General features: G+C 71.2%; 21 protein-coding genes, 2 tRNA genes and 1 pseudogene. 21 read left to right on the forward strand and 3 right to left on the reverse strand.

Annotated elements, in window-relative coordinates:
- The first annotated feature begins 374 nt into the window (after nt 1–374).
- The 5 genes from proB to FNH04_RS07605 all read left to right on the forward strand — a co-directional run bounded on the left by proB (nt 375) and on the right by FNH04_RS07605 (nt 5655).
- Complete coding sequence (gene proB / locus FNH04_RS07585) at nt 375–1481, forward strand: glutamate 5-kinase (RefSeq protein WP_322722719.1); 1107 nt, start codon at nt 375–377, stop codon at nt 1479–1481.
- A gap of 136 nt (nt 1482–1617) precedes the next feature.
- Complete coding sequence (locus tag FNH04_RS07590) at nt 1618–2130, forward strand: hypothetical protein (RefSeq protein WP_322722712.1); 513 nt, start codon at nt 1618–1620, stop codon at nt 2128–2130.
- Nucleotides 2131–2427: 297 nt separating this feature from the next.
- A complete protein-coding gene (locus FNH04_RS07595) occupies nt 2428–3714 on the forward strand; it encodes a glutamate-5-semialdehyde dehydrogenase (protein ID WP_152781640.1) in 1287 nt (428 codons plus the stop codon).
- Nucleotides 3715–3823: 109 nt separating this feature from the next.
- Entirely contained in the window at nt 3824–4429 is a 606-nt protein-coding gene (locus FNH04_RS07600; protein ID WP_322722713.1) for an SCO2584 family spore wall biosynthesis protein, read from the forward strand.
- Between the two features lie 158 nt (nt 4430–4587).
- The gene (locus FNH04_RS07605; protein ID WP_152781644.1) at nt 4588–5655 is read left to right on the forward strand and encodes an SCO2583 family membrane protein; all 1068 of its coding nucleotides are present in this window, start codon (nt 4588–4590) and stop codon (nt 5653–5655) included.
- Nucleotides 5656–5702: 47 nt separating this feature from the next.
- Here FNH04_RS07605 and FNH04_RS07610 read toward each other — a convergent pair whose 3' ends face one another.
- Nucleotides 5703–6779, reverse strand: a complete 1077-nt coding sequence (locus tag FNH04_RS07610) for a M48 family metallopeptidase (RefSeq protein WP_152781646.1) — start codon at nt 6777–6779, stop codon at nt 5703–5705.
- 98 nt (nt 6780–6877) lie between these two features.
- On the opposite strand from FNH04_RS07610, the gene FNH04_RS46425 reads away from it, so the two are divergent.
- The 10 genes and pseudogenes from FNH04_RS46425 (at nt 6878) to FNH04_RS07650 (ending at nt 12976) form a co-directional block, all read left to right on the forward strand.
- Nucleotides 6878–7039 carry a hypothetical protein gene (locus FNH04_RS46425; protein WP_194236595.1) on the forward strand — a complete coding sequence of 54 codons (162 nt, stop codon included), beginning with the start codon at nt 6878–6880 and terminating at the stop codon, nt 7037–7039.
- Nucleotides 7040–7446: 407 nt separating this feature from the next.
- Entirely contained in the window at nt 7447–7611 is a 165-nt protein-coding gene (locus tag FNH04_RS46430) for a hypothetical protein (RefSeq protein WP_010041970.1), read from the forward strand.
- Between the two features lie 134 nt (nt 7612–7745).
- Complete coding sequence (gene nadD / locus FNH04_RS07615; protein ID WP_152781662.1) at nt 7746–8381, forward strand: nicotinate-nucleotide adenylyltransferase; 636 nt, start codon at nt 7746–7748, stop codon at nt 8379–8381.
- A 16-nt stretch (nt 8382–8397) separates the two neighbouring features.
- Nucleotides 8398–10173 carry an LCP family protein gene (locus FNH04_RS07620; RefSeq protein WP_322722714.1) on the forward strand — a complete coding sequence of 592 codons (1776 nt, stop codon included), beginning with the start codon at nt 8398–8400 and terminating at the stop codon, nt 10171–10173.
- A 100-nt stretch (nt 10174–10273) separates the two neighbouring features.
- Complete coding sequence (gene rsfS, locus FNH04_RS07625; protein WP_322722715.1) at nt 10274–10720, forward strand: ribosome silencing factor; 447 nt, start codon at nt 10274–10276, stop codon at nt 10718–10720.
- Entirely contained in the window at nt 10717–11391 is a 675-nt protein-coding gene (locus tag FNH04_RS07630; protein ID WP_322722716.1) for a histidine phosphatase family protein, read from the forward strand. The genes rsfS and FNH04_RS07630 overlap by 4 nt, the downstream gene beginning before the upstream one ends.
- A gap of 142 nt (nt 11392–11533) precedes the next feature.
- A tRNA-Ala gene (locus FNH04_RS07635) sits at nt 11534–11606 on the forward strand.
- A 287-nt stretch (nt 11607–11893) separates the two neighbouring features.
- A pseudogene (locus FNH04_RS47440) lies at nt 11894–12133 on the forward strand (MFS transporter); the annotation flags it as partial.
- A 245-nt stretch (nt 12134–12378) separates the two neighbouring features.
- Nucleotides 12379–12612, forward strand: coding sequence for a DEAD/DEAH box helicase family protein (locus FNH04_RS07645; RefSeq protein WP_152781648.1), 234 nt, complete (start codon nt 12379–12381; stop codon nt 12610–12612).
- Between the two features lie 291 nt (nt 12613–12903).
- Nucleotides 12904–12976: transfer RNA gene (locus FNH04_RS07650), tRNA-Ala, on the forward strand.
- Nucleotides 12977–13169: 193 nt separating this feature from the next.
- On the opposite strand, the gene FNH04_RS07655 is transcribed toward FNH04_RS07650, so the two are convergent.
- On the reverse strand, nt 13170–14792 hold the full coding sequence (locus FNH04_RS07655; RefSeq protein WP_322722717.1) for an NADH-ubiquinone oxidoreductase-F iron-sulfur binding region domain-containing protein: 1623 nt from the start codon (nt 14790–14792) through the stop codon (nt 13170–13172).
- Complete coding sequence (locus FNH04_RS07660; RefSeq protein WP_152781650.1) at nt 14789–16192, reverse strand: cytochrome b/b6 domain-containing protein; 1404 nt, start codon at nt 16190–16192, stop codon at nt 14789–14791. Before FNH04_RS07660 ends, FNH04_RS07655 begins: the two co-directional genes overlap by 4 nt.
- 424 nt (nt 16193–16616) lie before the next feature.
- On the opposite strand from FNH04_RS07660, the gene leuS reads away from it, so the two are divergent.
- From leuS to FNH04_RS07695, 6 genes are all read left to right on the forward strand, one after another.
- Nucleotides 16617–19502: a leucine--tRNA ligase gene (gene leuS, locus FNH04_RS07670; protein ID WP_152781652.1), complete on the forward strand. Its 2886-nt coding sequence runs from the start codon at nt 16617–16619 to the stop codon at nt 19500–19502.
- Nucleotides 19503–19897: 395 nt separating this feature from the next.
- On the forward strand, nt 19898–20698 hold the full coding sequence (locus FNH04_RS07675) for a hypothetical protein (protein WP_322722718.1): 801 nt from the start codon (nt 19898–19900) through the stop codon (nt 20696–20698).
- A gap of 72 nt (nt 20699–20770) precedes the next feature.
- Nucleotides 20771–21616, forward strand: a complete 846-nt coding sequence (locus FNH04_RS07680; protein WP_152781654.1) for a DegV family protein — start codon at nt 20771–20773, stop codon at nt 21614–21616.
- 712 nt (nt 21617–22328) lie between these two features.
- Nucleotides 22329–22955 (forward strand): helix-hairpin-helix domain-containing protein, encoded by a 627-nt coding sequence (locus FNH04_RS49335; RefSeq protein WP_407704093.1) that lies wholly within the window; start codon nt 22329–22331, stop codon nt 22953–22955.
- A 119-nt stretch (nt 22956–23074) separates the two neighbouring features.
- Complete coding sequence (locus FNH04_RS07690; protein WP_386573618.1) at nt 23075–25873, forward strand: ComEC/Rec2 family competence protein; 2799 nt, start codon at nt 23075–23077, stop codon at nt 25871–25873.
- 66 nt (nt 25874–25939) lie between these two features.
- Nucleotides 25940–26408, forward strand: a 469-nt coding sequence (locus tag FNH04_RS07695; protein WP_194236597.1) for an arylamine N-acetyltransferase family protein, incomplete at its 3' end; no start/stop codon positions are given.

Consider the following 26408-nt stretch of genomic DNA (forward strand, 5'->3'; position numbering starts at 1 on the left):
TTCGAACAAGGAAGGCCGAGCCCTGACCGTAGGACCTCCGACGCCCACGGAGCAATCTCCGACGGGATCAATGGCGGAAAACGGGGCAAAAATCCCTGAACTCGGAGGAGTTTATGACCGTCTTCCCCCTGTTCTCGCAAGGGGCCCTGTGAGGAATTCCGCACTCCCGCAAGAGGCTTGCTGCCGTTCTGCCGCCGCCCGGCCGGTGTTCCACGGCTGTCCGGCTGATGTTCCACGGCTGTCCGGCTGGTGTTCCGCCCGTCCATCCACCGAAACGTCGCGGCACCCGGTGCCCCCACTCACGTAGATTGCAGACACCGGCTGGTCGGAACATGGGGAATGTGGGGATACGCGTGTCCAGGGCAAGGCAGGGTGTGGCGGAAGCGCACAGGGTCGTCGTCAAAGTGGGCTCCTCGTCCCTGACCACGGCCGCCGGGGGCCTCGACGCGGACCGGGTGGACGCCCTCGTCGACGTGTTCGCCAAGGCCCGCAGCGGTGGCGAGAGGGAGATCGTGCTCGTCTCGTCCGGTGCCATCGCCGCCGGGCTCACCCCGCTGGGCCTGCGCCGGCGCCCCAAGGACCTCGCTCGGCAGCAGGCGGCCGCGAGTGTCGGCCAGGGCCTGCTGGTGGCCCGCTACACCGCCTCCTTCGCCCGGTACGGCATCCGCGTCGGCCAGGTGCTGCTGACCTCCGACGACATGAGCCGCCGCGCCCACCACCGCAACGCCTCGCGCACCCTCGACAAGCTGCTCGCGATGGGCGCGCTGCCGGTCGTCAACGAGAACGACACCGTGGCCACGGACGAGATCCGCTTCGGCGACAACGACCGCCTGGCCGCGCTCGTCGCCCACCTGGTACGGGCCGACCTGCTGGTCCTGCTCTCGGACGTGGACGGCGTCTACGACGGCGACCCCAGCAGGCCGGGCACCTCGCGGATAGCGGACGTACGGAGCCCGCAGGACCTCGCCCATGTCGAGATCGGCAGCGCGGGCAAGGCCGGAGTCGGCACCGGCGGCATGGTCACCAAGGTCGAGGCGGCGCGGATCGCGGCCGCGGCCGGCATCCCCGTGGTGCTGACCAGCGCCATCCACGCCGCGGACGCCCTCACCGGCCGGGACACGGGTACGTACTTCCACCCCACGGGCCGGCGCTCCGCCGACCGGTTGCTGTGGCTCCAGCACGCCTCCACCCCGCAGGGCTCGCTCACCCTCGACGAGGGCGCCGTACGCGCGGTCGTGGAGCTCCGCAAGTCGCTGCTGCCCGCGGGTATCGCGGCGGTCGAGGGCGAGTTCACCGCGGGTGACCCCGTCGAGCTGCGGGACGACGAGGGGCACGCCGTCGCGCGCGGGCTCGTCAACTTCGACGCCAAGGAGATCCCCCTGCTGATCGGCCGATCGACACGGGAACTGGCACGCGAGCTGGGTCCCGCCTACGAACGAGAAGTCGTACACAGAGACGATCTGGTCGTGCTCCACCCGTGACCGATCAGGTCCGGAAACGGCCGATTCCGGGGCTACCGGCGGTAGACGTTCCGTAAAACGGCCCCATGGAGCCGTCCGGCCTGCTCAACTTTGTGACGGGGAGATTCCACTCGACCATTGCGAAAAGGAGGCCGTCGTGAGACGAGTACGCCCGGGGGCGGCGGCGTCCCGCGGTGGTGGTACCTCCCGTGGGGTCCGCGAGGAGCGCGCGCTGACCAGCGTCGCGGCAGGAGACACATACGACGGGCGGACCTCCGGGCAGCAGCCCTCCGGCGAAGGTCGTCCCTCCGGCGAGGAGCCCGCGGACGCGCACCGCCTGTGGCATGTGACGCTCAGTGTCTCGGGCGGTGAGGCCCCGCTGAAGGAGGTACGGCGCGGTCTCGAACAGCTCGCCCACGACCATCCCTTTCTGCTGACCAGCCGCTACGCCACCGACCACGCCGAGATCCGCTACTGGGAAGAGGCCCGCGACCTGCACGACGCGGCCGCCGTCGCCCTGCGTCTGTGGGGCGAGCACCGCCAGAGCGCCAAGCTGCCGCCCTGGGAGATCGTCGGCCTGGAGGTCATCGACCGCGAGACGTACCACCAGCGCATCGCCGAGGGAAACGGGCCGCTGCCGGCGACACCGGTCGGGGTCCACCCGTTCTGACCCGTCCGGGTCCCGTTCTGATCCCGTGTGAGTCCCGTCCCGACCCTGTCCGCGTCCCGTCCGGACCTTGCGCGGGTTCCGTCCCGACCCTGTCCGCGTCCCGTCCGGATCCCATCGGGAGCGCATGTGGTTCCCGCTTCCGGTCCCGTCCGGACGCCGCCCGGACGGGCACATGTGGTTCCCGCTTCCGGCCCCGTCCGGACGCCGCCCGGACGCCGCCCGGATCCCGTCCGCGGGCCCGTCTCGCGCTTTGGGATAGCCGATGGACGTCTCCGTCCGGCGCACTACCCTTCCAGCATGACCACGCTCTCGCCGTACGACTCCATGTCCCCGGTCACCCAGGCCGCCTACCGTGCCAAGGCCGCCGCCGCCGACCTCGCGCCGCTGCCGCGCGCCGAGAAGGACGACGCGCTGCTCGCGGTCGCGGACGCGCTGGAGGTCCGTACGAGTGAGATCGTCGCGGCCAACGCGAAGGACATCGAGCGCGCCCGTGAGGCCGGCACCAGCGAGGCGATCATCGACCGGCTGACGCTGACCCCGGAGCGGGTGCGGGCCATCGCGTCCGACGTACGGGACGTCGTGGGACTCCCGGACCCGGTCGGCGAGATCGTCCGCGGCTCCACGCTGCCGAACGGCATCGACCTGCGCCAGGTGCGTGTCCCGCTGGGCGTCGTCGGGATCATCTACGAGGCCCGGCCGAACGTGACCGTCGACGCCGCCGCGCTCTGCCTGAAGTCCGGGAACGCGGTACTGCTGCGCGGCTCCTCGTCCGCGTACGAGTCGAACACCGCGCTCGTCCGGGTGCTCCGGGACGCCGTCGGCGGCGCCGGGCTGCCCGCCGATGCCGTACAGCTCGTGCCGGGCGAGAGCCGTGAGTCCGTACGCGAGCTGATGCGCGCCCGCGGCCTGGTCGACGTGCTCATCCCGCGCGGCGGCGCCTCCCTGATCCGTACGGTCGTCGAGGAGTCCACCGTCCCCGTCATCGAGACGGGCACCGGAAACTGCCATGTGTACGTGGACGCGCAGGCCGACCTCGACACCGCGATCGAGATCCTGATCAACTCCAAGGCCCAGCGGGTGAGCGTCTGCAACGCCGCCGAGACGCTGCTCGTCCACCAGGACATCGCCCCCGAGTTCCTGCCGCGCGCGCTGGACGCGCTCGCCGACGCCGGGGTGACCGTGCACGGCGACGAGCGGGTACTGGCCTACGCCAAGGACACGCGGGCCACCGTCGTCGAGGCCACGGCGGAGGACTGGGAGACCGAGTACCTCTCGTACGACATCGCCGCCGCGGTGGTCGACTCGCTCGACCGGGCCGTGGAGCACATCCGGCTGTGGACCTCCGGGCACACCGAGGCGATCGTGACGACCTCGCAGCAGGCCGCCCGCCGCTTCACCCAGCTGGTGGACTCCACGACGGTCGCCGTGAACGCCTCCACCCGCTTCACGGACGGCGGCCAGTTCGGCTTCGGCGCGGAGATCGGTATCTCGACGCAGAAGCTGCACGCCCGCGGCCCGATGGGGCTGCCGGAGCTGACCAGCACGAAGTACATCGTGACCGGGGACGGGCACGTACGGCGCTGAACGGGTGACCCGCGGTGGCGGCGGTCGCGGTCCTGTGAACCGCCTTCGCAAAGCGGATGAATTTGCTTACCGTCTGCCCAAATTGACCCCCCAGGTCTACTCTGGATTCGTGCCGGAGGACGTGGGGGGCACGCCGTTTCCCGACGGCTGGGAGCCCGACGACGACCGCGACCGCGGAGGTATGGACGAAGAGTTCGCCTCCGTGGTCTTCGACGAGGCCTTCGTACGGGCGGCCGCGGTCCATGAGCCGACCGCCGTCGAACGCCTCCTCGCCGCCGCCCAGGCCCGCGCGGAAGCGCAGGAGGCCGAAGCGCGCCGGGCGCACACCAGAGGCGCACGCGGGGACGACGAGCGCTACGAGGACGGCTTCGGCCCCGACGGCGACTTTCGATACGACCCCGACTTCGACGATCTGGACGACGCGGAGATCCTGGAGGGCCGGTACGGCGCGGGGGCGTACAGCCGCGCCTACGGCAAGCAGGCCCGCTGGCACCGGCCCGTCGCCTGGGTGCTCGCCCTCGTGATGGGCATCGGCATGGTCGCGCTGGCCTTCGCGGCGGTCTACCGGGGTGCCTCCTCGGGCGGCAGCCGGGGACAGGTCCCCACGCCCGCGTCCACCGGGTTGGAGCAGGGCGGCGTCACGGGTTCGCCGGGCCCGTCGGCCTCGCCCGACTACTCCCAGCCACCGGTGTCGGCGGTCCCGCGCACGCCATGAGCCGGGCCGGTCCGCGTCGACGGGCCAGGGCCCGTCCGCGTCGGCGAAAACCAGGCAGGTTCGCGTTCGACGACCGTTCGAAAACTTGGTGAGAACCTGTCAGAACTTGTCGTACGGCGGGGCGTTTACCTCTGCCTCGAGAGACCTACCCTGAAGGTATGGGCGGGCCAGGAGACCCACCTGAGGGGACACCCGAGGGCGGTCCCGGTGGTGGCGAGGACGAGTACCGATCCGTCGTCTTCGACGAGTCGTTCATTCAGGCTGCCCGCCTGCAGGAGTTCTCCGCCCGGGAGCGCCTGGGCGACCACGCCCCCGCCGTACGCCGCCGCCCGCCCCTGCGCCGCGGGCTGTCCCGGCAGGCGCTGGTCCTCGTCCTGCTGATCGCCGTCGCCTTCGGCACCGCGATCTACATGGGTGTGCGCCATCCCTACGAGGCCCCGGCCGCCCAGCCCACCGAGCCCCTGCGGATGACCGTGATCCCGCTCGCGCCCCAGGCCCCGGTGCCGGGCTCGGCGGACCCGGAGCACCTGTACGAGAACAGCCCTGCCGCCCAGTTCCGCATCGGAGCGGAGGGCATCACCATGCCCCCCACACGGCGCACCGCCCACTTCTCGGACAGCCAGGTCGTCACCGCCCTGACCACCGCCAAGGACTATCTCGTGGCCTCCGCCCTCGCCCCGGAGGTCCTGAAGGGGGCGACCGTCCGGCCCGCGCGGATGCTGCTCGACCCTCAGCAGCTCGACCAGTTCGACCAGAGCTTCGACCACCCGACCGCCGACGGCCGGCACGCGCCCACCGGCTGGCTGATCCGCTTCGACCCCTCCCGCGCCGAGCTCGCCGACACCAAGGTCCGCGTCCAGGGCACCCTGCAGGCCTCCGAGTCCGACGCGAGCACCCTGGAGGTCGTCGCCGACCACACCTTCGTGTACGCGCTGCGGCCCGCCGACTCCGACGACAAGGCCAAGGCCTCGCTGTTCACCGTCCGGCGCGAGCTGCAGTTCCGCTTCGACCGCGATGACCTGCGCACCCACCAGGCAGAACTCGTCATCTCCTACCTCCAGGCGGGACCACTCGCCTGCGCCGAGGACTCCTCGAACCATCTGCGCCCGCTGCTCGCGGGGCAGACGGCGAAGGCGGGCGGCCCGGCCGGCACGAACCCCTACGCGACGGGCAGCGCCACGGCCCTGTGCGGGTCACTGGCCCAGAGCGCCCAGCCGAAGGTGTGACCCCCCGGATGTGACCCGGCCCGCGGGGCGGAGCGGGCCGGGTCGTGTCACTCCTCGTCCTCGGGGCGGCTGTCCTTGGGCGAGCCGCCGCCGTTCGCGAAGCCGCCGAACCCTCGCCGCACCCGGCCGCCGAGGTCGCCCGCACCGCCCGCTATATCGCTGACCAGCTTCATCAGCGGGTCCTTGGAGTTCTTCACATCGCTGGCGTAGCTGGCCGCCGACTGCCGGAACGAGTCGGTCACCGAGGTGTCCCCGTCCTCGTCGCGCCGCGGGTAGTGACCGTCCATGATCCGCTGGTAGTCACGGGACTCGGCCCACTTCTTCAGCTCGGCCGCGCGCACGGTGGTGAAGGGGTGCGAGCGGGGCAGCACGTTCAGGATCTTCAGCACGGAGTCGCGCAGGTCGCCCCCGGCCTCGTACTCGTCGGCCTGCGCGAGGAACGCGTCCACGTTCATCTCGTGCAGGTGGTTGCCGCCCGCGATCTTCATCAGCCCGCGCATCGAGGCCCGCAGATCCTGGCCGACCAGCAGGCCGGCGCGGTCCGCGGACAGCTCCGACTTGCGGAACCACTCGCGCAGCGCGGTCACGATCGCCATGATCGCGAGGTTGCCCAGCGGGATCCACGCCACCCGCAGGGCCAGGCCGGTCAGGAACAGCAGGATCGTGCGGTACACGGAGTGGCCGGACAGCGCGTGGCCGACCTCGTGGCCGACGACGGCCCGCATCTCCTCCTCGTCGAGCAGCTCGACGAGTCCCGTGGTGACCACGATGATCGGCTCGTCGAGACCGATGCACATCGCGTTCGGCTGCGGGTCCTGGTTGACGTACATCGGCGGGACCTTCTCCAGGTCCAGGATGTAGCAGGCGTCCCGCAGCATGACGTTCAGGTGCGCGAACTGCTGGTCGGAGACCCGCACCGAGTCGGACAGGAACAGCAGCCGCAGACTCCGCTCGGGCAGCAGCCCGCTGAGCGCCTTGAAGACCGTGTCGAAGCCGCTGAGCTTGCGCAGGGCCACCAGGGCCGAGCGGTCCGCGGGATGTTCGTACGCCCGCGAGGAGATCCCCTCGAAGCGCCTGCGCTGCCTGCTGGGCACGTTCTCGCGCCCGTGGCTGTCGTCGGACATGTTTCCCCCATGCGTCTGATTGCCCTGAGTGCCCCCGAAGCGGGGTCCAGCCTAGGCGGAGATACGGTGACAGGGCAGCACACCGAAGGAGCGATCCCATGGAGCACGTCCCGGCAGCCGCCTGGATCACCGAGGCCGCCACCGCCGCAGAGAAGCAGGGGCCGGGCAATCTGCTCCGTGTCGTGCTGGTCGTGATGGTGCTCGGCTGCGTCCTGGTCGGGTGGCTCCTGTTGCGCGGGTACCGGCGGGACGACGACTGACGTCGGGCGGCCTCCTCGTCCTGGGCTCGTGGCCGGCCATCGGCTGAGAGACCCGGACCGACGGGTGTGACCGGGTGACCTGGCGGCCGGTGTGACGGGTGCGGGATCGGACTGACGGTTCCGGGCGTGCGGCTCTGGGTGTCCTGGGCTGACGGGATGGCGGTCCGGGCGGGGCTACGTCGTACGTCCTGGGTCGTTGGTGTGGGGCGGGCGTCCTGGGCCTTCTGGGAGGTGCTCTCGCACCCAGGAGTACGGACGCGGCGGGTGCCCCGTTCACCCCGGACCCGGCGGCTGCCCGGTGGTGCTCCTCCTCAAGGGTGGAGTCGGCGTGATCGCCGTGGAGGCGCCCGCTTACGATGGGCCGGAGTGTTTATCCCGATCCCACACCCGGATAGGTCCAGCCGACGATGAGCTTCCACAGCACCGCTGCCCAGTTGGTCACCCTCGCCGCCGAGGGCGAGGAGCACGGCGGCAACCACGAGAGCCTCAGCCCCTACCTGACCGGCGGCGGAGCCCTCTTCGCGCTCCTGCTTCTGCTGTGGATCACCACCCGGTTCAACCGCGACCGCTGAATCCCCGCAAAAAGACGTTCGAGCGGGGTGCGTCGGCCGGGCCGGTAGGGTCTCAACGCATGGGAGAGCAGGAAATGCCTACCGGTCCGGAGCACACCAAGGCGAACGGCCCGGCGCACGAGACGACGAACGACATGGCGAACGACTGGGCACCCCGACCCGTGGACGGCCTGTCGGACCCGGGCCGACGGCGCCTCGGTGTCATGGGCGGAACGTTTGACCCGATCCACAACGGGCACCTCGTCGCGGCCCAGGAGGTCGCCGCGCAGTTCGGGCTGGACGAGGTCGTGTTCGTACCGACCGGCCAGCCGTGGCAGAAGTCCCACCGCAAGGTCTCCCCGGCCGAGGACCGCTATCTGATGACGGTCATCGCCACCGCCGAGAACCCGCAGTTCTCGGTCAGCCGCATCGACATCGAGCGCAAGGGCGACACCTACACCATCGACACCCTGCGCGAACTGCACGCCCTCAACCCCGACACCGACCTCTTCTTCATAACCGGCGCCGACGCGCTCGCCCAGATCCTCACCTGGCGCGACGCCGACGAACTCTTCTCCCTGGCGCACTTCATCGGGGTCACCCGCCCCGGCCACACCCTGGCCGACCCGGGCCTGCCCGCGGGAGGTGTCTCGCTCGTCGAAGTTCCCGCGATGGCCATCTCGTCCACAGACTGCCGTGCGAGAGTCGCCAAGGGCGATCCCGTCTGGTATCTGGTGCCGGACGGTGTGGTGCGCTACATCGACAAGCGGCAGCTGTACCGCGGCGAGTGAGCCGAGAGGGGCACCGGTGAACGACCGATACGACGCTGGACACGGGGGCGACCAGTACGAACTCGTCGGCTACGACGAGTTCGGGCAGCCTGTGTACCGGCAGGTGCCCGCCCAGCACACCCCGCAGGGGTACGACCCCTACGGCACACAGACCCAGCAGTCCCAGGGCTACGGCTACGACCCATACGCGACCGGCTCGTACGACACGGGCCCGCAGCAGCCCGCGGCGTCCTACGACACCGGTGAGCAGCCGTCCGCCTACTACGACCCGTACGGGAACGCCCCCGCCCGGGGCACGGCGGGAACCGGCTACGACCAGCACCGGTACGACCCCTACGGGCAGACCGCCGACACCGGGCACCCGGCGCGGGCCGCGGTCCAGCAGCCCCATGCCGACGAGCGGAACCCCTACATCCCGCAGCAGCAACGGGCGGCCGAAGCTCCCGGGGAGAACGCCACACGTCCGGGTGACAGGCCCGGTGGCCAGGACGGCCACGGCGGAGAACGGGACTACCGCACCGAGCAGTTCGCCTTCGTCGAGGAACCCGACGGCGACTCCGAGGACGTCATCGACTGGCTGGCGTTCACGGAGAACCGCACCGAACGCCGCGAGGAGGCCCGGCGCCGGGCCCGGAGCCGGCTGGTCGCCCTCGTGGTGTCCCTCGCGCTGGTCGCCGTCGGCGGCGTCGGCTACCTCTGGTACGCGGGCAAGCTGCCCGGGACGTCCACCGAGGACCAGGCCGCCGGCACCACGACGTCCGCGGCCGCCCAGAAGCGCGACGTGCTCGTCGTCCACCTGCACAACACCGGCAAGGGCGGCACCTCCACGGCGCTGCTCGTGAACAACACCACCACCAAGCGGGGCGCGACCGTCCTGCTGCCCAACTCCCTCGTCCTGACCGACGAGGACGGCAGCACCACCACCCTCGCCAAGTCCGTCGACGACGACGGCTCCTCCGGCACCCTCGACTCCCTCGACACCGTCCTGGGCACCAGGATCGAGGGCACCTGGCGGCTCGACACCCCGTACCTCAACAACCTCGTCGAACTCGTCGGCAACATCGACATCGACACCGACACCGCCGTGCCCGACCCGGACGCCAAGAAGAAGGGCGAGACACCCCTCGTCGCCAAGGGCAGGGCCCAGACCCTCAGCGGCAAGATGGCCGTCGCGTACGCCACCTACCGCGGCCCCGGAGAGTCCCAGAACGCCCAGCTGGAGCGGTTCGGGCAGGTCATGCAGGGCGTGCTGCGCAAGCTGTCCTCCGACCCGCAGGCCGCCACGACCACCATGCAGACGCTGGCCCAGATCCTCGACCCCCCGCTGACCGACAAGGACCTCGGCACCTTCCTCGCGGGGCTCGCCGACCGGGCCAAGGGCGGCGACTACACGACCACCCTCATGCCGGTCCAGCAGGACGGCACCCTCAGCGCCAAGGCCTCCGACAGCGTGGTCAAGAACGTCCTCGGCGGCACCGTGAAGAGCCCCGACGCGGGCGACGCCGTCCGGGTCGGGATCAGGAACGCCACCGGCGGCAAGGACGCCACCGAACAGGCCCGCGTGGTCCTGCTCAACGGCGGCTACACCTTCCTCGACGCCGGCACCGCCTCCGCTCCCCAGGCAGCGTCCCAGGTCACCTACACCGACGCCGCGAGCAAGGCAGAAGCCGTCGAGGTCGCCAAGACCCTCGGCCTGCCCAGCGGCTCGGTCAAGAAGGGCAGGACGACGTCCAGCGCCGATGTCTCGGTCGTCCTCGGCCAGGACTACGAGGGGAGCACCTCCTCGGGGTGATCAACCGGCTGGGTGTTAACCGCTGGGGGCCTGTCGGCGGTCCGTGAGACCCTTGGGATAGCCCGTGAGGGTCCACTGACCGCCGACCGAAAGCCTTGTAGTGACCGCGACCGACCGCTCCCTCGAACTCATCAACACCGCCGCCCAGGCGGCCGCCGACAAGCTCGCGCACGACATCATCGCGTACGACGTGAGCGATGTGCTGTCCATCACGGACGCCTTCCTGCTCGCCTCCGCACCCAACGACCGCCAGGTCAAGTCGATCGTCGACGAGATCGAGGAGCGGCTGAACAAGGACCTGGGCGCCAAGCCCGTGCGCCGCGAGGGCGACCGCGAGGCCCGCTGGGTGCTCCTCGACTACGTCGACATCGTGGTGCACGTGCAGCACAGCGAGGAACGGGTGTTCTACGCACTGGAGCGGCTGTGGAAGGACTGCCCCGAGCTGGAGCTGCCGGACGACGCCAAGGCGACCCGCGGCAAGGCCGAGCAGCACGCCCGGCTGCAGGCCGCCGAGGAGGCCGCCGAACTGGGCGGGGAGCTGCGGTGAGCGCTGCTCCCGGCATAGCGGAGGCCGGCCGGAAGGGTCGCGGCCGCCGTGTCATCCTCTGGCGGCACGGCCAGACCTCGTGGAACCTGGAGCGCCGCTTCCAGGGCACCACCGACATAGGGCTCACCGAGACCGGTGTGGGCCAGGCACGCCGGGCCGCCAGGCTGCTCGCCTCCCTGAAGCCGGACGCGATCCTCGCCTCGGACCTCAGCCGCGCCGCCGCCACGGCCGCCGAGCTGGCCGTGCTCACCGCCCTGGAGGTGACGCACGACGAGGCCCTGCGCGAGACGTACGCGGGCGTCTGGCAGGGGCTGACGCACGAGGAGATCATCGAGCGGTACGGCGAGGAGTACGCCGCGTGGAAGCGCGGCGAGCCGGTCCGCCGCGGTGGCGGTGAGCTGGAGACCGAGGTGGCCGACCGCGCCGCCCCGGTGGTGCTCCGGCACGCCGACAAGCTGCCCGCGGGCGGCACCCTCGTGGTGGTCAGCCACGGCGGCACCATCCGCACCACCCTCGGGCGCCTCCTGGGCCTGGCCCCCGACCACTGGGAGAGCCTGGGCGGCCTCACCAACTGCTGCTGGTCCGTCCTCGGCGAGGGCGCCCGCGGCTGGCGCCTGCTCGAGCACAACGCCGGCACCCTCCCGGAGCCGGTGCTGGGCGACGACGACTGACGACGACTGACGACTGACACCGACAGCCCTGCCCCGGCCTCCTTCCGGGCGGTGTGGCGGGGCCTGAGGACCGGATTTCACTTTCCGGCTGGTCGCAGGCTAGAGTTCTTCTTGTTCGCCCCGCCAAGCGGGAGGAACATGAGGGGCTATAGCTCAGTTGGTAGAGCACCTGCATGGCATGCAGGGGGTCAGGAGTTCAAATCTCCTTAGCTCCACAGATCATTCAGATCGACACTCTTGAGTTGTCGAAGATCAGTACCGATGGTCCCGTTCCCGTCAGGGAGCGGGATTTTTCGTATGCCGGGCCGACCTCTCCGCACGCTCACACCGGCGACGAGACGGCTGCGCCTGGCAGGACAGCAGGCCGGCAGGACAGCAAGCCAGCAGGACGAGCCCGGGCAGGCCGAGGGCGCGTGAGCGCCCGGGACCGGCTGCCGAGGGCGAGGAGCCAGGAGTACGGCCCGACAAGCCGCCGTAGCCGCCGTGGGGCGCCTCACCCAAGGCGCTCGCCACGGTCCGCCCCGAGGGCGCGGCGGACGCCGGAGGGCTCCTCGTGGCAGTCACCCGGCTCGGTCAGCTGATCGGTGTCGCGGTTTCCGGCACACTCTTCTTCAACCGGCTTGAGTCACTCGGGGCCCTCGGGGCGTATACCTTTGCGGACGTCCTTCTCGCATGCGTGTACGCACTGGCCGGGACGGCATTCCTGGGTGCCGTGTCCGGACTGGTACGAAGGCGTCGCTGACCGTATTGGTCCGGCCGTGGCAGAATCAAACGGCCGGAAGGGGGCGCGGCCCGACGGGAGGAGAGGCGATGCCTGGGAGCATCCGCGGAGAGGCCGACAGCCTCTTCGCAACGGTGGTGAGACGTAAGACGTCCTCCCTTCTGAACTGTCCTTCCTGCGGCTCACTCCAGGTTGCCCAAGTCCTCGGTGACAACGGGGGGATCTCCTACGTGTGCACGACCTGCGGCCACAGCTGGAGCTGATCAATGGGTGCACACAGGAGGAAATGCGACTGGTGCGGCAGCGGCACGCCGATCGTCCGCGACATGGAACCCCTCAACCACGACTACCAGTACTGGTGTGAGGAATGCGCACGGGCGCTGATCATAAAAGGCGACCCGATCGAGACGTACCGCGAACTGGAGGGTGAGCCCATCTACGGCCGCCTTCTCGAGGAGCACTGCACGCTCAAGCGGTTCTACTCGTTCGTGACCGCCTGACCACGGCAACGTGAACTCCACGCTGCCCTGACGCAGTTCGTTCGCGTGCTCCTCGGCCTACCCGATCGAACAGCGGCGACGCCGCGAACGGTGGATGCGTGACGGGTCGTTGGGCCTCGGTCGTCCCTCCAGGGCAACCGGTGCACGGTGGTGGGCTCCGGAGAACGCGATCACGGTCACGAGTGGCGGCGCCATCGCCCGTATCCGTACAGAACGGAAACGATTTGGTGGTGCACCGGGAGGACCGTGTAATGTTGGCGTTGCCGCCAGGGGAACCGGGCGGAACCACGAGGGGCTATAGCTCAGTTGGTAGAGCGTCTGCATGGCATGCAGAAGGTCAGGAGTTCAATTCTCCTTAGCTCCACAGTTTTTTGCAGATCCCGTCCGATCGGTTTGATCGGGCGGGATCTTTGCTTTCCGGGGTCTCCGGGGTCTCCGGGGCCTCCGGGGCCTCCGGGCCTCCGCGTAAGAGAGACCTGGAGTCGGTCCGTCACACGGCGCCGTACACACCGAGGGGGGCTACCGTGCGCGGCAGCCCCCCTCTCTGTTCGGCATGCTCAGCGGCCGCTGCCCAGGGCCCGGCGGCCGCGGCCCTGCGAGAGGACCGGGAGGTTGTTGCGGGACGGCGCGGAGCCGCGCGTGTCCTCCTCGATGCGGAGGGCGAGCGCGGGGCAGCGCCGCACCGCGCGCAGCGCCTTCGCCTCGGCGTAGCGGGGCACCGCCGCCTGGGCGACGGTCGGGAAGCCGTCGGCACCCAGTTCGAAGACCTCCGGGAGGATGTCCGCGCACAGGCCGTGGCCGCGGCACAGCGTCCAGTCGACGAAGATCTTCTGACGGGCCGGGCCGTTCTCCTCCTCGGCGGCCGTGCCGCCCGGGATGCCCGTCGGGGCCCTGCCGCCCTCGAAGAGCGGCAGAACGCCCTCCACGGGCCTTCCGCAGCCGTTCCCGAGGACATGGGCGGCCAGGTCGTCCGTGAACGCCTTGATGGTCGACTCCAGGAACATCGCGGAGCCGTCCGGGTGCGAGCACGCGCCGCGGCGCTTCACGTTCTTGGCGACCTGCTTGAGGGCCTCCAGGGCGGCCGGGCCGCCCCCGTTGAGGATGTCCTCCATGCCGCGCGCGGCGGCCGGCAGCCCCAGGTAGCAGGGGCCGCACTGTCCCGCGCTCTCCTCGGCCAGCCACTTCGCCACCTGCAGCGACTCGCCCAGCGGGCAGGTCTCCTGGGTGATCGGGAGGATCGCGCCCGCGCCGAGCGCACCCCCCACCGCGTCCAGGGAGTTGCGCGAGACGATCGCCTCGTTGACCGTCGCCGCGTCGATCCACTTGCCGTGGTAGCCGCCGGTCAGCACGCCCTGCGGCACCGGCGGGGCACCGGCGAGCTGCAGGATGTAGCGCAGCGGCACGCCCGTGGGCGCCTCGATCACCATGGGGCGCGCGACCGCGCCGGAGATCGTGAGCATCACGGTGCCCGGCTCGTCGTACAGGCCGGTGTTGCCGTAACGCTCCGAGCCGATGCGTGCCGCGATGGCGAGCTGGGCGAAGGTCTCGGCGTTGGAGAGCAGTGTGGGCGCGCCCCCGACACCGCTCCGCGACGCACTGGTCTTGCGTCCCGGCGGAATGGCCGGGCCGCCGTCGATGGAGCGGATCAGCGAGGCGGCGGCACCGGTGACCATCCGCACCGGGTTGCGCTGCACACTCGCGCGGATGGCCGCGCCGCGCCGGTTGCTCAGGCCGCGCTCGGAGAGGGCGGCCTCCATCGAGCGCTGGGTGGATTCACGTGTAACCCCGACCACGAGCTGGCGGGCGCCCAGGGCCTCCGCGACCAGCAGGGCGCCGTCCAGGATGAGGTGCGGGGCACGGTTGATCAGCACCGTGTCCTTGCGGCAGGCGGGCTCGTCCTCGCTTCCGTTGACGACGACCACCGGCCGGATGCCGCGCTTGATCGCCGACTCCGCGACCGAACGCAGCTTCTTGTGGAAGGGGAAGCCCGCGCCGCCGCGCCCCTTCAGATTGATCCGCTCGGAGAGCTGGGCGAGCTGCTCGCCGCCCATGGGTTCGAGCGGACCGTGCACCTTCAGGTGCATGGGGAGGTCGAGTCTCTCGACGAGGTCGAAGCCCGAGGTGAGCTGGGGAAGACCCACCACTCGGACTTCGGGGACGTCGGGAAGGGCCTCGTTCACTTAAAGCCTCCGGAAGGCGCGTTCCAGGGTTCGCCTGAGCTCGGCGTGTCGTAGTCGTACGCGCCGGGCAGCGTTTCAGTGGCGGGACCGCTGTTGTACGTGTCGTTCGGGTTGTACGTGCCGTAGGGGGCGTTCGTCTCAGCCGTTCCGTAGGAAGTTTCGGCGGGCCCCTGGTACGTCTGGCCCTGATATGTCTGGCCCGGGTACGCCTGTCCCGCGTAGGTCTGGCCCGCGAACGTGTCCTGCATCGGGTCGTACGCCGACGGGGGCGCCTCTCCGACCGGCGGCGGGGACGGGGCCGGCCAGCGGGTGCCCGTGTTGGCGCTCTCGTCGTAGCGCGGAACGGCCTCCGTGGGCTGCATGTCCATCGGCAGGTCCATGCGCTGCGTCTCGGGCGCGAACGTGTCCTGCGAGCGCGGGGAGGCCCCTACGGCACGGTAGGCGGCCGCGAAGCCGGGGCCGGCGTCCGGCGCGTCGGCGCGCGAGGCGGACTCGTAGAGGTTCGCGGAGGACGGCGTCCGCGGCGGGGGCACCATCGTGTCGCCCAGGGGCGAGCTCCCGCGCGAGCCCATGCCCGGCAGAGGCGAGTCGCCGCCCCGGCCGCGGCCCTGGCCCCCGTCGAAGCCCGCACCCCCGCCGAAGCCCGCTCCCGCCATCGTGGACTCGGTCACCCTGGCGCGGCTCGCGTCCAGCTCCTCGCGGCCCGGCCTCGTCTCGGTGCCGAGCACCGCGAGGACCCGGTCGGCCACCTGGCGCTTGACCGGACGCGGGGCCGAGCGCAGCGCGAGTGCGGCGGCGACGCCGACCAGGCAGAGGCCGTACATGATGACGAAGACCGGCTTGGCCTCTCGACCCGCGTAGAGTCCGTGGACCAGCGCGAAGCACCACGCCGGGTAGGCCAGCATGTGGAACAGCCGCCAGCGCGCGGCCACTGGTGCCGGGGTCGCGAAGGCGCTGCGGAGGGCGCCGGTGATGGCCGTGGTGATCATGAGCAGTCCGGCCATCGAGCCGAAGGCGATGAGGATGGCGGTGCCCGTGAAGCCGAGGCTGAAGGGGATGAGCGCGGCGTAGAACGGCGCGTGGTCCAGCACGATCTTCGTCGTGACGTGCAGCAGCAGGAAGGCGACCGAGGAGATCGCGGTCGTCCGGTGCACGGCCTGCGCGAGGATCCGCTGGCGCGCGTTGAGGAACAGCCGGTCGCTGGCGACCAGCCCCCAGATCACCGAGCAGGACAGGGCGACCAGCGACAGTACGCCGGCGCCGAAGTCGAGGAACTCACGTACTGCGTCACCTCCGGCCAGCACGATCAGGGGTATGAGCAGCAGAGCGGCAGCGGTCGCAGCCCCGTAGGCCGAGCGACCCGGCCGGGGGAGCGAGCTGTTACTACTACGAGGGTTCATGGGGGCAACTCCGAACGGTTCGGGAAAGCGGTCCCGTGGTCGCACTCTAAGTGGAGCCAAACCGAGCGGTACGCGGTTTGAGTTATTGCGTTGTTACCAAGGGGGAATCTCACACTTGTGATGCCCCTTAGTCCCCCTTACGCGAAGTAAGCTTTGAACAATGTTCAACTTTTTTGGCCGGTTCTGACGGGTGACGGACAGTGCACTCGTGTCAACGGAAGCCCGTCGCAGCGCGCGCGGGCGCTGCGGTACCCTGACCGCATGCGTGCCGTACGCCTTCTGCTTAGCGGGCCGCGCTGATCAGTCCCGACCACCCGTGAGCCGTGGTCGGAGTCGGCGCGGCATCCCCTCCTGTGCGAGGGGATTTTTCGTTTCTCGGAAACACAGCCGCAGGCAGAGACGAACCGATGGAGCTTTGAGGATCATGAGCGAGACGAACCCCGCTGCCGCCGCCGGGTCGGCGGAGGCAGCGCCGCACCGCTACACGGCCGCCATGGCGGCCGACATCGAGGCACGCTGGCAGGACTTCTGGGACGCCGAGGGCACCTACGCGGCGCCCAACCCGAGCGGCGACCTGGCGGGCGACCCGGAGACGGCCGCCAGGCCCAAGAAGTTCATCATGGACATGTTCCCCTACCCCTCCGGTGCGGGCCTGCACGTCGGTCACCCCCTGGGCTACATCGCCACCGACGTGTTCGCCCGGTTCCAGCGCATGACCGGCCACAACGTCCTGCACACCCTGGGTTTCGACGCCTTCGGCCTGCCGGCCGAGCAGTACGCCGTGCAGACCGGCACGCACCCGCGCGTGTCCACCGAGGCCAACATCGAGAACATGAAGGCCCAGCTGCGCAGCCTGGGCCTGGGCCACGACAAGCGCAGGTCGTTCGCCACGATCGACCCGGACTACTACAGGTGGACCCAGTGGATCTTCCTGCAGATCTTCAACTCCTGGTACGACGAGGAGGCGAGGAAGGCCCGCCCGATCGCCGAGCTGATCGAACGGTTCGAGACCGGTGAGCGCGCCGTACCCGGGCACACGCGCGCGTGGAGCGAGCTGAGCGCCGTCGAGCGCGCCGACGTCCTGGGCGAGTACCGGCTGGCGTACGCCTCCGACGCGCCCGTCAACTGGTGCCCCGGACTGGGCACCGTCCTGGCGAACGAGGAGGTCACCGCCGACGGCCGGTCCGAGCGCGGCAACTTCCCCGTCTTCAAGGCCAAGCTGCGCCAGTGGAACATGCGCATCACGGCCTACGCCGACCGCCTGCTGGATGACCTGGAGGCGCTGGACTGGCCCGAGGCCATCAAGCTGCAGCAGCGCAACTGGATCGGCCGCTCCGAGGGTGCCCGCGTCGACTTCCCGATCGACGGCGAGCGCATCACGGTCTTCACCACGCGCCCGGACACCCTGTTCGGCGCCACCTACATGGTGCTGGCGCCCGAGCACCCGCTGGTCGAGAAGTTCACCCCCGACACCTGGCCCGAGGGCACCCACCAGGTGTGGACCGGTGGCCACGCGACCCCGGCCGAGGCCGTCGCCGCGTACCGCGCGCAGGCCGCCTCCAAGTCGGACGTCGAGCGTCAGGCCGAGGCCAAGGACAAGACCGGCGTCTTCATCGGCGCCTACGCGACCAACCCGGTCAACGGCGACCAGATCCCGGTCTTCATCGCCGACTACGTGCTGATGGGCTACGGCACCGGCGCGATCATGGCCGTACCGGCGGGCGACCAGCGCGACTTCGAGTTCGCGCGCGCCTTCGAACTGCCGATCCACTGCATCGTCGAGCCGACCGACGGCCGCGGCACGGACACGTCGACGTGGGAGGACGCCTTCGGGTCGTACGACGCGAAGATCATCAACTCCGCCAACGACGAGGTCTCGCTGGACGGTCTGGGCGTCGTCGAGGCCAAGGCCCGCATCACCGAGTGGCTGGAGCGCCGGGGCATCGGCGAGGGCACCGTCAACTTCCGCCTGCGCGACTGGCTGTTCAGCCGCCAGCGCTACTGGGGCGAGCCCTTCCCGATCGTCTACGACGAGGACGGCGTCGCCCACCCGCTGCCCGAGTCGATGCTGCCCCTGGAACTGCCGGAGGTCGAGGACTACTCGCCGCGCACCTTCGACCCGGACGACGCCGACACCCAGCCCGAGACCCCGCTGTCGCGCAACGAGGAGTGGGTCGACGTCACGCTGGACCTGGGCGACGGCCGTGGCCCGCGCAGGTACCGCCGCGAGACCAACACCATGCCCAACTGGGCCGGTTCCTGCTGGTACGAGCTGCGCTACCTGGACCCGCACAACAGCGAGAAGCTGGTCGACCCGGCCGTCGAGCAGTACTGGATGGGCCCGCGCGAGGGCATGCCGCACGGCGGCGTCGACCTGTACGTGGGCGGTGCCGAGCACGCCGTGCTGCACCTGCTGTACGCGCGTTTCTGGTCCAAGGTCCTGTACGACCTGGGGCACGTCTCCTCGGCCGAGCCGTTCCACAAGCTGTTCAACCAGGGCATGATCCAGGCGTACGTCTACCGTGACAGCCGTGGCATCGCGGTGCCCGCCGCCGAGGTGGAGGAGCGCGACGGCGCGTACTACTACCAGGGCGAGAAGGTCTCCCGCCTGCTGGGCAAGATGGGCAAGTCCCTGAAGAACGCCGTCACTCCGGACGAGATCTGCGCCGAGTACGGGGCGGACACCCTGCGCCTGTACGAGATGGCGATGGGGCCGCTGGACGTGTCGCGGCCGTGGGACACGCGCGCGGTGGTGGGCCAGTTCCGGCTGCTGCAGAGGCTGTGGCGCAACGTCGTGGACGAGACGACCGGCGAGGTCACCGTCGTGGACGCGGAGCCCGGCGAGGACACCCTGCGCGCCCTGCACAAGGCCATCGACGGGGTACGCCAGGACCTGGAGGGCCTGCGCTTCAACACCGCCATCGCCAAGGTCACCGAGCTGAACAACCACCTGACCAAGGCGGGTGTCCCGGTGCCGCGTTCCGTGGCCGAGCCCCTGGTGCTGCTGGTCGCGCCGCTGGCCCCGCACATCGCCGAGGAGCTGTGGCGCAGGCTGGGCCACACCGACTCCGTCGTCCACCAGGACTTCCCGGTCGCCGACCCCGCCTACGTCGTGGACGAGGCCGTGACCTGTGTCGTGCAGATCAAGGGCAAGGTCAAGGCGCGCCTGGAAGTGCCGCCGTCCATCTCCGAGGAGGAGCTGGAGAAGGCGGCGCTGGCTGACGAGAAGGTCGTCGCCGCCCTGGACGGCGCCGCGATCCGCAAGGTGATCGTGCGGGCACCGAAGCTGGTGAACATCGTCACCGGCTAGCTGCTCGCTCGCCGTCCCGGGACGCCGGAGAGGTTCGGGTTTCGGGCCCTCCGGCGTTCGGGTCGGGGTGTCGGTCTGTCCGGCGTTCGGGTCGGGATTTCAGCCCCAGAGGACGATGAGGTCACCCCCCTGCTCGAACGAAGCCGAGAGCTTGGGGGAGGGCAGGGGCGGCGGGGGCGAGGACCATGCCCTGCCGGTCGCGGCGCTGCCTTCGTACGCCCCCTACGAGTCGGGTCAGGGGTGGGTCAGGGTCGGGTCAGGGTCGGGTACGGGCAGGATCGGGGTTCCTCCGGAACTCCGGGCCTGCCCGTTGCGTTTACCGTGGAAGAGCAGCGCAGCAGCCGCCGTGCGGTGTGGGCGCGCGGATCGGACGTGTGGGTCGGAGGAGGAGCGCCGTGGACGCCGTGATCGCAGTGGTGGCCCTGATCTTCGTGCTGTTCCTGGTCCTGGGCGTGTACGCCACGGTGAAGGTGGTCGGCGCCGCCAAGCGCGGAGTGGACCGCACGATCTCGCAGGCCCGCCGCACGGTCGAGGACACCACGCTGCGCGCCAAGAGCCTCGCCCAGCCCGGACCGGCGGGCCAGCTGGCCGAGCTCCGGCTCCAGCTGCGTACATCGATGCGCGCCACGCAGGACGCGCTGCACGCGGGTGTGGCGGAGGACGAGTCCCTCAAGGAGTCTCTGGGGCTCTTCCAGCGCCTCAGCGCCCACGGGCACGAGCTGGACGACGAGCTGAGGCGCCTGGAGTCCGAGCCGGACCGCGCCAAGCTCGCCGAGCGGCTGCCGGCGCTGCGCGAGCGCACCGAGCGGATCATCAAGTCGGCGGACTCCCTGCGCTGGGCGGCGCACGACCGGGCACGCCGCTTCGCGGAGGACGACCTCGACCTGCTCAGCGCGCAGATAGATGTCGAGGCGGGCGCGCTGCGGCACTGGACGACGGAACCGACCCCACCGACCCCACCGACCTCACCTGCCTCACCGGGCGCACCGACCGGTGCCCAGGGCCCGCCGCCCGCGGCCGCACCCTCGTGGCCCGACGCCCGGGCACCCGAGACCGCCGACTCGACGGGACAGACCTGGCAGGACACCCCGCGATCGCGCACGGCCGAGGAACCGACGAGGCCCGCCATCACCCCACCGGATCCGCGCCCCACCTACCCGTGGCAGAAGAAACCCCGGCCCGAGAGCACGACTTGATACCGCCGGTCCGACCGCAGGTGACAGGGGCCGGGCTGCCGCCCGGGCGTTCCGGCAGGTAACCTCCAGCTCATGTCCCGCCATGTCGCGATCGTCACCGATTCAACGGCCTACCTGCCGCCGCGGACGATGGAGCGCCACGGCATCACCACGGTGCCCCTGACCGTGGTCCTCGGCGACCGCGCGCTCGAAGAGGGCACCGAGATCTCGGCACGCTCGCTGGCCCAGGCACTCCAGAAGCGACGGCCCGTCACCACGTCACGCCCCAGCCCCGCGTTGTTCGCGGAGACCTACCGCAAGGTCGCCGAGGCGGGCGTGACGGGCATCGTCTCCCTGCATCTGTCCGCCGAGTTCTCGGGCACGTACGACGCCGCCGTCCTCGCTGCACATGAGGCACCCGTGCCCGTACGCGTGGTCGACACCGGAATGGTCGCCATGGCACTCGGTTTCTGCGCGCTGGCCGCGGCCGAGGCCGCGGAGGCCGGCGGCACGGTGGACGAGGCGGTCACGGCCGCGGAGAAGCGGGCCGCCGGCACGTCCGCCTACTTCTATGTGGACACCCTCGACTACCTGCGCCGGGGTGGCCGTATCGGTGCCGCACAGGCGCTCCTCGGCTCCGCCCTCGCCGTGAAGCCGCTGCTCCAACTGGACGGCGGGCGCATCGAGCTCCTCGAGAAGGTGCGCACGGCGTCGAAGGCCATCGCCCGTCTGGAGGAGATCGCCGCCGAACGCGCAGGCAACGCACCGGTCGACATCGCCGTGCACCATCTCGCCGCACCCGACCGGGCACAGGCGCTCGCGGACCGGTTGCGGGCACGGGTGCCCGGGCTGGCCGAGCTGCATGTGAGCGAGGTCGGCGCGGTGATCGGGGCGCATACCGGGCCGGGGCTGCTGGGGGCGGTCGTCTCTCCGCGGTGACATTTCCCCTCGGTGACATGGGAGGGGCTTCACGGGTGCGGTTCGGGGTGACGCGCCGGGGCTGGTGCTCGTGTGGGTGACGGAGTTATCCACAACCGTGCGGTAATCCACGGGAATTGAGGAAGATCATCGCGAGTGTGCGGGAGTGTCCCATGCTCGGCGCATGGCACTTCGATCACCTTCGCGTACAGCGACAGTCACCAGTGGACCGGGCCGTGGCCCGGTGTCCGACGGCCGTGTCCGCCACGGCCGTCCTCCCGGCCGGGGCGGGTCCCGGCGCCGCCGGGCCTCGGCGGAGGCGCTCCGCCTGCGCGCGGAAGCCCTCTTCGCCGACGAGGCAAGGGAACGGCGGGAATTGGGGAACGGGCCACCGGGTCCGCGTACCGGGCGGGTCGTGCTCGGCAGCCACCGGGGAGCGGCTGGGGAGTTCCCGGGACGGCGACCTGACGAGCGGCGGGCGTGTGCCGTCCGTTCCTCCGGCGCCGACGCCGGCGACCGTCACCGCGTCGGCGAACGTCCTGGTGCCGAAGGCCCCGCTGGTGCCGACCGGTTCGAGACGCAAGAGCCCGACGTCCCGGAGGTGGAGGAGCCCGCCGACGAAAGCCCTCCCGCACACAGTCCCAAAAGGTCCTTGCGGGAGCGGATCGGGCCGGCGGTGCGGGAGAGGACACCGCTGTGGTTGCAGGCGAGGTGCGGGCTCGAGCGGCGGAGCGTGGTCGCGCTCAGCGTGCTGCTGGTCGTCGCGGCCGTTCTCGCAGCGCAGCACTTCTGGACGGGCCGCACACAGCCCGTGAGCGCACCCGAGATGGTGCGGTCGGCGCCGTACGAGGAAGTCGAGGGGCGGCCGGACGGGGCAGCGACGGCCGCGCCCCCCGGGGCGCCGGCCTCCCCGGCGGGCGCCGTGATCGTGGTGGACGTCAGTGGGAAGGTCCGGCATCCAGGGATTCAACGGCTGCCCGCGGGTTCCCGGGTCTCCGACGCGTTGCGGGCGGCCGGTGGGGTGCGTCCGGGCGCGAGCACCGAGGGGCTCAACCGCGCCCGGCTCCTAGTGGATGGAGAGCAGGTGGTGGTCGGCGCTCCGGCGCCCGCCGGTGTGGTGCCGGGCGCAGTCGGCTCCGGAGGGTCCGCCGCCGGTGCGGCCCCCGCGGCTCCGGTCTCCCTCAGCACGGCCACCGTGGACCAACTCGACACGCTGCCGGGTGTGGGCCCCGTGCTGGCCCAGCACATCATCGACTACCGCACCCAGCACGGTGGTTTCCGCTCGGTCGACGAACTGCGCGAGGTCAACGGCATCGGTGACCGCCGCTTCGCCGACCTGCGGAATCTCGTACGGCCATGAGGGGGCCGGAGGGTGGGCCCGGCGTCGTCGCGGAGGGCGTGGCCGCAGACGCCGGCAGCACGGTCGCGACCCGTGAAGCCGACCGTACTGGTGTGCGCCCTGGCCTGGGACGCTCACCCGTGCACGCGGCCTCCGCGAGTCGGCTCGGCGACGCTCACCCCAGACAGGAGGGGCCCACGGACCTGCGGCTGGTGCCGCCCGCGCTGGCCGCGTGGGCGACGGCGGCGCTCATGCTCGGGGCCACGGTGGAGTGGGCCATCGGGGTGGCGGTGGCCGGCCTGGTCGTGGGCGGCGCTCTGCTCATGGCCGGGCGGAATGGAGATGATGGCTCCGAGTCGGCCGGGCGGAATGGAGATGATGGCTCCGAGTCGGCCGGGCGGAATGGAGATGATGGCTCCGAGTCGGCCGGGCGGGATGGAGATGATGGCTCCGAGTCGGCCGGGCGGGATGGAGATGATGGCTCCGAGTCGGCCGGGCGGGATGGGGGCGATGGCTCCGAGTCGGCCGGGCGGGACGGTGCCGGGGGCTCCGGGCGGAATCGCACCGACGGTTCCGGTCGGGCTCGATGGGCGCCGTGGTCGGGGGTTTCCGTGGCCGCCGTGCTGCTCTGTGCCGCCGCGGCCGCTGCCTCCGCCGGGCTGCACGGGGCGGATCTGCGGCGCGGCCCCGTCCCCGAGCTGGCGCGCCAGTACGCGCGTGTGACGGCCGATGTCGAGCTCACCGCGGACCCGCGGCTCACCCGCCCCCGCGTCAAGGGCGACCATGTGGCCCCGACCGCCGTACTCCTGAAGGGCGAGGTACGGCGGTTGGAGAAGCCGGACGGGTCGGTCGCCGGGGTGCGGACGCCGGTCCTGGTGATCGTGGACGCCAAGGCGAAGCCAGGTGGCGGCGGAAGGTACCGCTCAGGCGGTGACGAGAGACCACGAGCACCGGGCGCCGGGGCGGAGCAGGGAGCCTGGCTGTCCCTTCTCCCCTCCACGCGGGTACGGGTCGCCGCGCAGATCGTGCCGGCGATGGTCGGCGGGGACCGGATCGCCGCCGTGCTGCGGGTGCGGAGTGGTGGGCCGCCCGAGGTCGTGGCGGCGGCATCCGGGGCGCAGCGGTTCGCGGGGAGACTGCGGAGCGGGTTGCGGGAGGCGACGGACGGGCTGGACGCGGACGCGCGGGCGTTGCTGCCGGGGTTCGTCGTCGGGGACACCTCGCGGGTGCCGGTCGAGTTGGACGAGGCGTTCAAGGCAACCGATCTGACTCATCTGCTGGCCGTCAGCGGGGCGAACTTCACGATCCTGCTCGCGCTGTTCATCGGCCCGCCCGGGCTCGCCCAGCGGGCCGAGCGGAGGGGTCTCGCGCCCCGGCTCGGTATCCCGCTGCGGACGACCGCGCTGGTAGGGGGCGTGATGACGCTCGGCTTCGTGATCGTGTGCCGGCCGGACCCGAGTGTCCTGCGGGCCGCAGCCTGCGGCTCGATCGCGTTGCTGGCCATCGCGACCGGGCGCCGCAGATCCCTGATTCCCGCGCTGGCCACGGCGGTTCTGGTCCTGGTGCTCTACGACCCGTGGCTGGCCCGCAGCTACGGCTTCCTGCTCTCCGTCCTCGCGACGGGCGCCCTGCTCACCCTCGCCCCGCGGTGGAGTGCGGCGCTCCAGCGGCGTCGGGTGCCGCCCCGCCTGGCCGAGGCGCTGGCCGCGGCTGCCGCGGCCCAGGCGGTGTGCGCGCCGGTCGTCGCGGTGCTGTCGGCCCGGGTGAGCCTGGTGGCGGTGCCATGCAATCTCCTGGCGGAGTTCGCGGTGGCGCCGGCCACGGTGCTGGGGTTCGCCACGATGGCGACGGCGCCCGTGGCGATGCCGGTGGCCAAGGCCCTCGCATGGTGTGCGAGTTGGCCCGCAGGGTGGATTGCGGACATCGCGCGCACGGGGGCCGCCATGCCCGGCGGGGGAGTGGACTGGCCGGGGAACTGGACGGGCGCGCTGCTGCTCGCCCTGGTGACGGTGGTCGTCGTGCTCGGCGGGCGGCGGATCGTGAGCCGTCCCCGGATATGTGCGGTCTGCCTCGTGGTGTTCCTGCTCGTGGTGGTGCAGCCGCCGCCCCTGACCAGAGTGATCACCGGGTGGCCCCCGCCCGACTGGCGGTTCGCGATGTGCAATGTCGGGCAGGGGGACGCGACCGTCCTGGCAGCGGGCGACGGGACAGGGGTGGTGGTCGACGCGGGGCCTGATCCCCTGCTGGCCGACCGCTGTCTGAACGCCCTTGGCATCACACGGATCCCGCTGGTCGTGCTGACACACTTCCACGCCGACCATGTGGCCGGGCTGCCCGGTGTACTGCGAGGACGTTCGGTGGGGGCGATCGAGACCACGGGGTTCGAGGAGCCGGTGGACCAGGCCGAGTTCGTACGGAGACAGGCGGCGGCCCGGCGTATCCCCGTGACACGGGCCGTGGCGGGGGAGGAGCGGCGTACGGGGGGCCTGGCCTGGCGGGTGCTCTGGCCGCCGCCGGACACCGGGCTCGCGCCCGGGACGGGGCCCCTGCCGACGACAGGGCCTGTGCCCGAGGGGGCGAACGATGCCAGTGTGACCATGCTGGTCCGGTCGGGCGGGATGACCATGCTGATGCTCGGCGACCTCGAACCCCCGGCCCAGCAGGCGCTGTTGAGGTCCCCGGCGGCCGCGGAGCTGGGAGCCGTGGACGTGATGAAAGTCGCGCATCACGGATCGGCGTACCAGGACCCGGATCTCCTCCGTGCCGTGGCACCGAAACTCGCGCTCATCTCGGTCGGCGCGGACAACCCGTACGGGCATCCGGCGCCGAGCACGGTCGCGGCGTTGCGGGCCGGGGGCGCGACCGTGCTGCGGACGGACGAGGACGGGGCGATCGCCGTCGCCTGCGGGGCACGAGGACTGCTGGTGGCGAGAAACTGATGGGGACGGGAGGCTGACGGGTCGGCGGGAGGCGAGAGAGTCGCGCGGTGGCGGGAGACTGGTGTGATGAACTCCCTACAGGTCGATGCCTACCTCCGCCGGATCGGAGCCGGGCGCCCCGCCTCCCCCACCGTCGACGCGCTGCGCGAGCTGCATCTGCGCCATCTGTGGGCCGTGCCGTTCGAGAACCTGTCGATCCACCTCGGCGAGGAGATCGTGCTCGACGAGAAGCCGCTGCTGGACAAGGTGGTCGGTGCGCACAGGGGAGGGTTCTGTTACGAGCTGAACGGGCTGTTCGCGGCGTTGCTGAGGGAGCTGGGCTTCGGCGTGACGCTGCTCGCGGCACGGGTGTTCGGGGACGAGGGGCGGCTCGGGATCCCGTACGACCATCTCGCGCTGCGGGTGCGGACGGTGGACGGGGGCGACTGGCTGGCCGACGTCGGGTTCGGGGCGCACAGCCACTTTCCGCTGGCCCTGGGGGAGCGGGGGGAGCAGGAGGATCCGGGCGGCATGTTCCGGGTGGCCGAGGCGGCGG

The sequence above is a fragment of the Streptomyces phyllanthi genome, assembly GCF_009377205.1.
Lineage (GTDB): Bacteria > Actinomycetota > Actinomycetes > Streptomycetales > Streptomycetaceae > Streptomyces > Streptomyces phyllanthi.

Bases quoted from the DNA above. Each gene is read 5' to 3' on its own strand.
- FNH04_RS07595 (WP_152781640.1), top strand. From the start codon at position 2,428: ATGACCACGCTCTCGCCGTACGACTCCATGTCCCCGGTCACCCAGGCC.
- FNH04_RS07605 (WP_152781644.1), top strand. From the start codon at position 4,588: ATGGGCGGGCCAGGAGACCCACCTGAGGGGACACCCGAGGGCGGTCCC.
- FNH04_RS07610 (WP_152781646.1), bottom strand. From the start codon at position 6,779: ATGTCCGACGACAGCCACGGGCGCGAGAACGTGCCCAGCAGGCAGCGC.
- FNH04_RS46425 (WP_194236595.1), top strand. From the start codon at position 6,878: ATGGAGCACGTCCCGGCAGCCGCCTGGATCACCGAGGCCGCCACCGCC.
- FNH04_RS46430 (WP_010041970.1), top strand. From the start codon at position 7,447: ATGAGCTTCCACAGCACCGCTGCCCAGTTGGTCACCCTCGCCGCCGAG.
- nadD (WP_152781662.1), top strand. From the start codon at position 7,746: ATGGCGAACGACTGGGCACCCCGACCCGTGGACGGCCTGTCGGACCCG.
- FNH04_RS07645 (WP_152781648.1), top strand. From the start codon at position 12,379: ATGGGTGCACACAGGAGGAAATGCGACTGGTGCGGCAGCGGCACGCCG.
- FNH04_RS07660 (WP_152781650.1), bottom strand. From the start codon at position 16,192: ATGAACCCTCGTAGTAGTAACAGCTCGCTCCCCCGGCCGGGTCGCTCG.
- leuS (WP_152781652.1), top strand. From the start codon at position 16,617: ATGAGCGAGACGAACCCCGCTGCCGCCGCCGGGTCGGCGGAGGCAGCG.
- FNH04_RS07680 (WP_152781654.1), top strand. From the start codon at position 20,771: ATGTCCCGCCATGTCGCGATCGTCACCGATTCAACGGCCTACCTGCCG.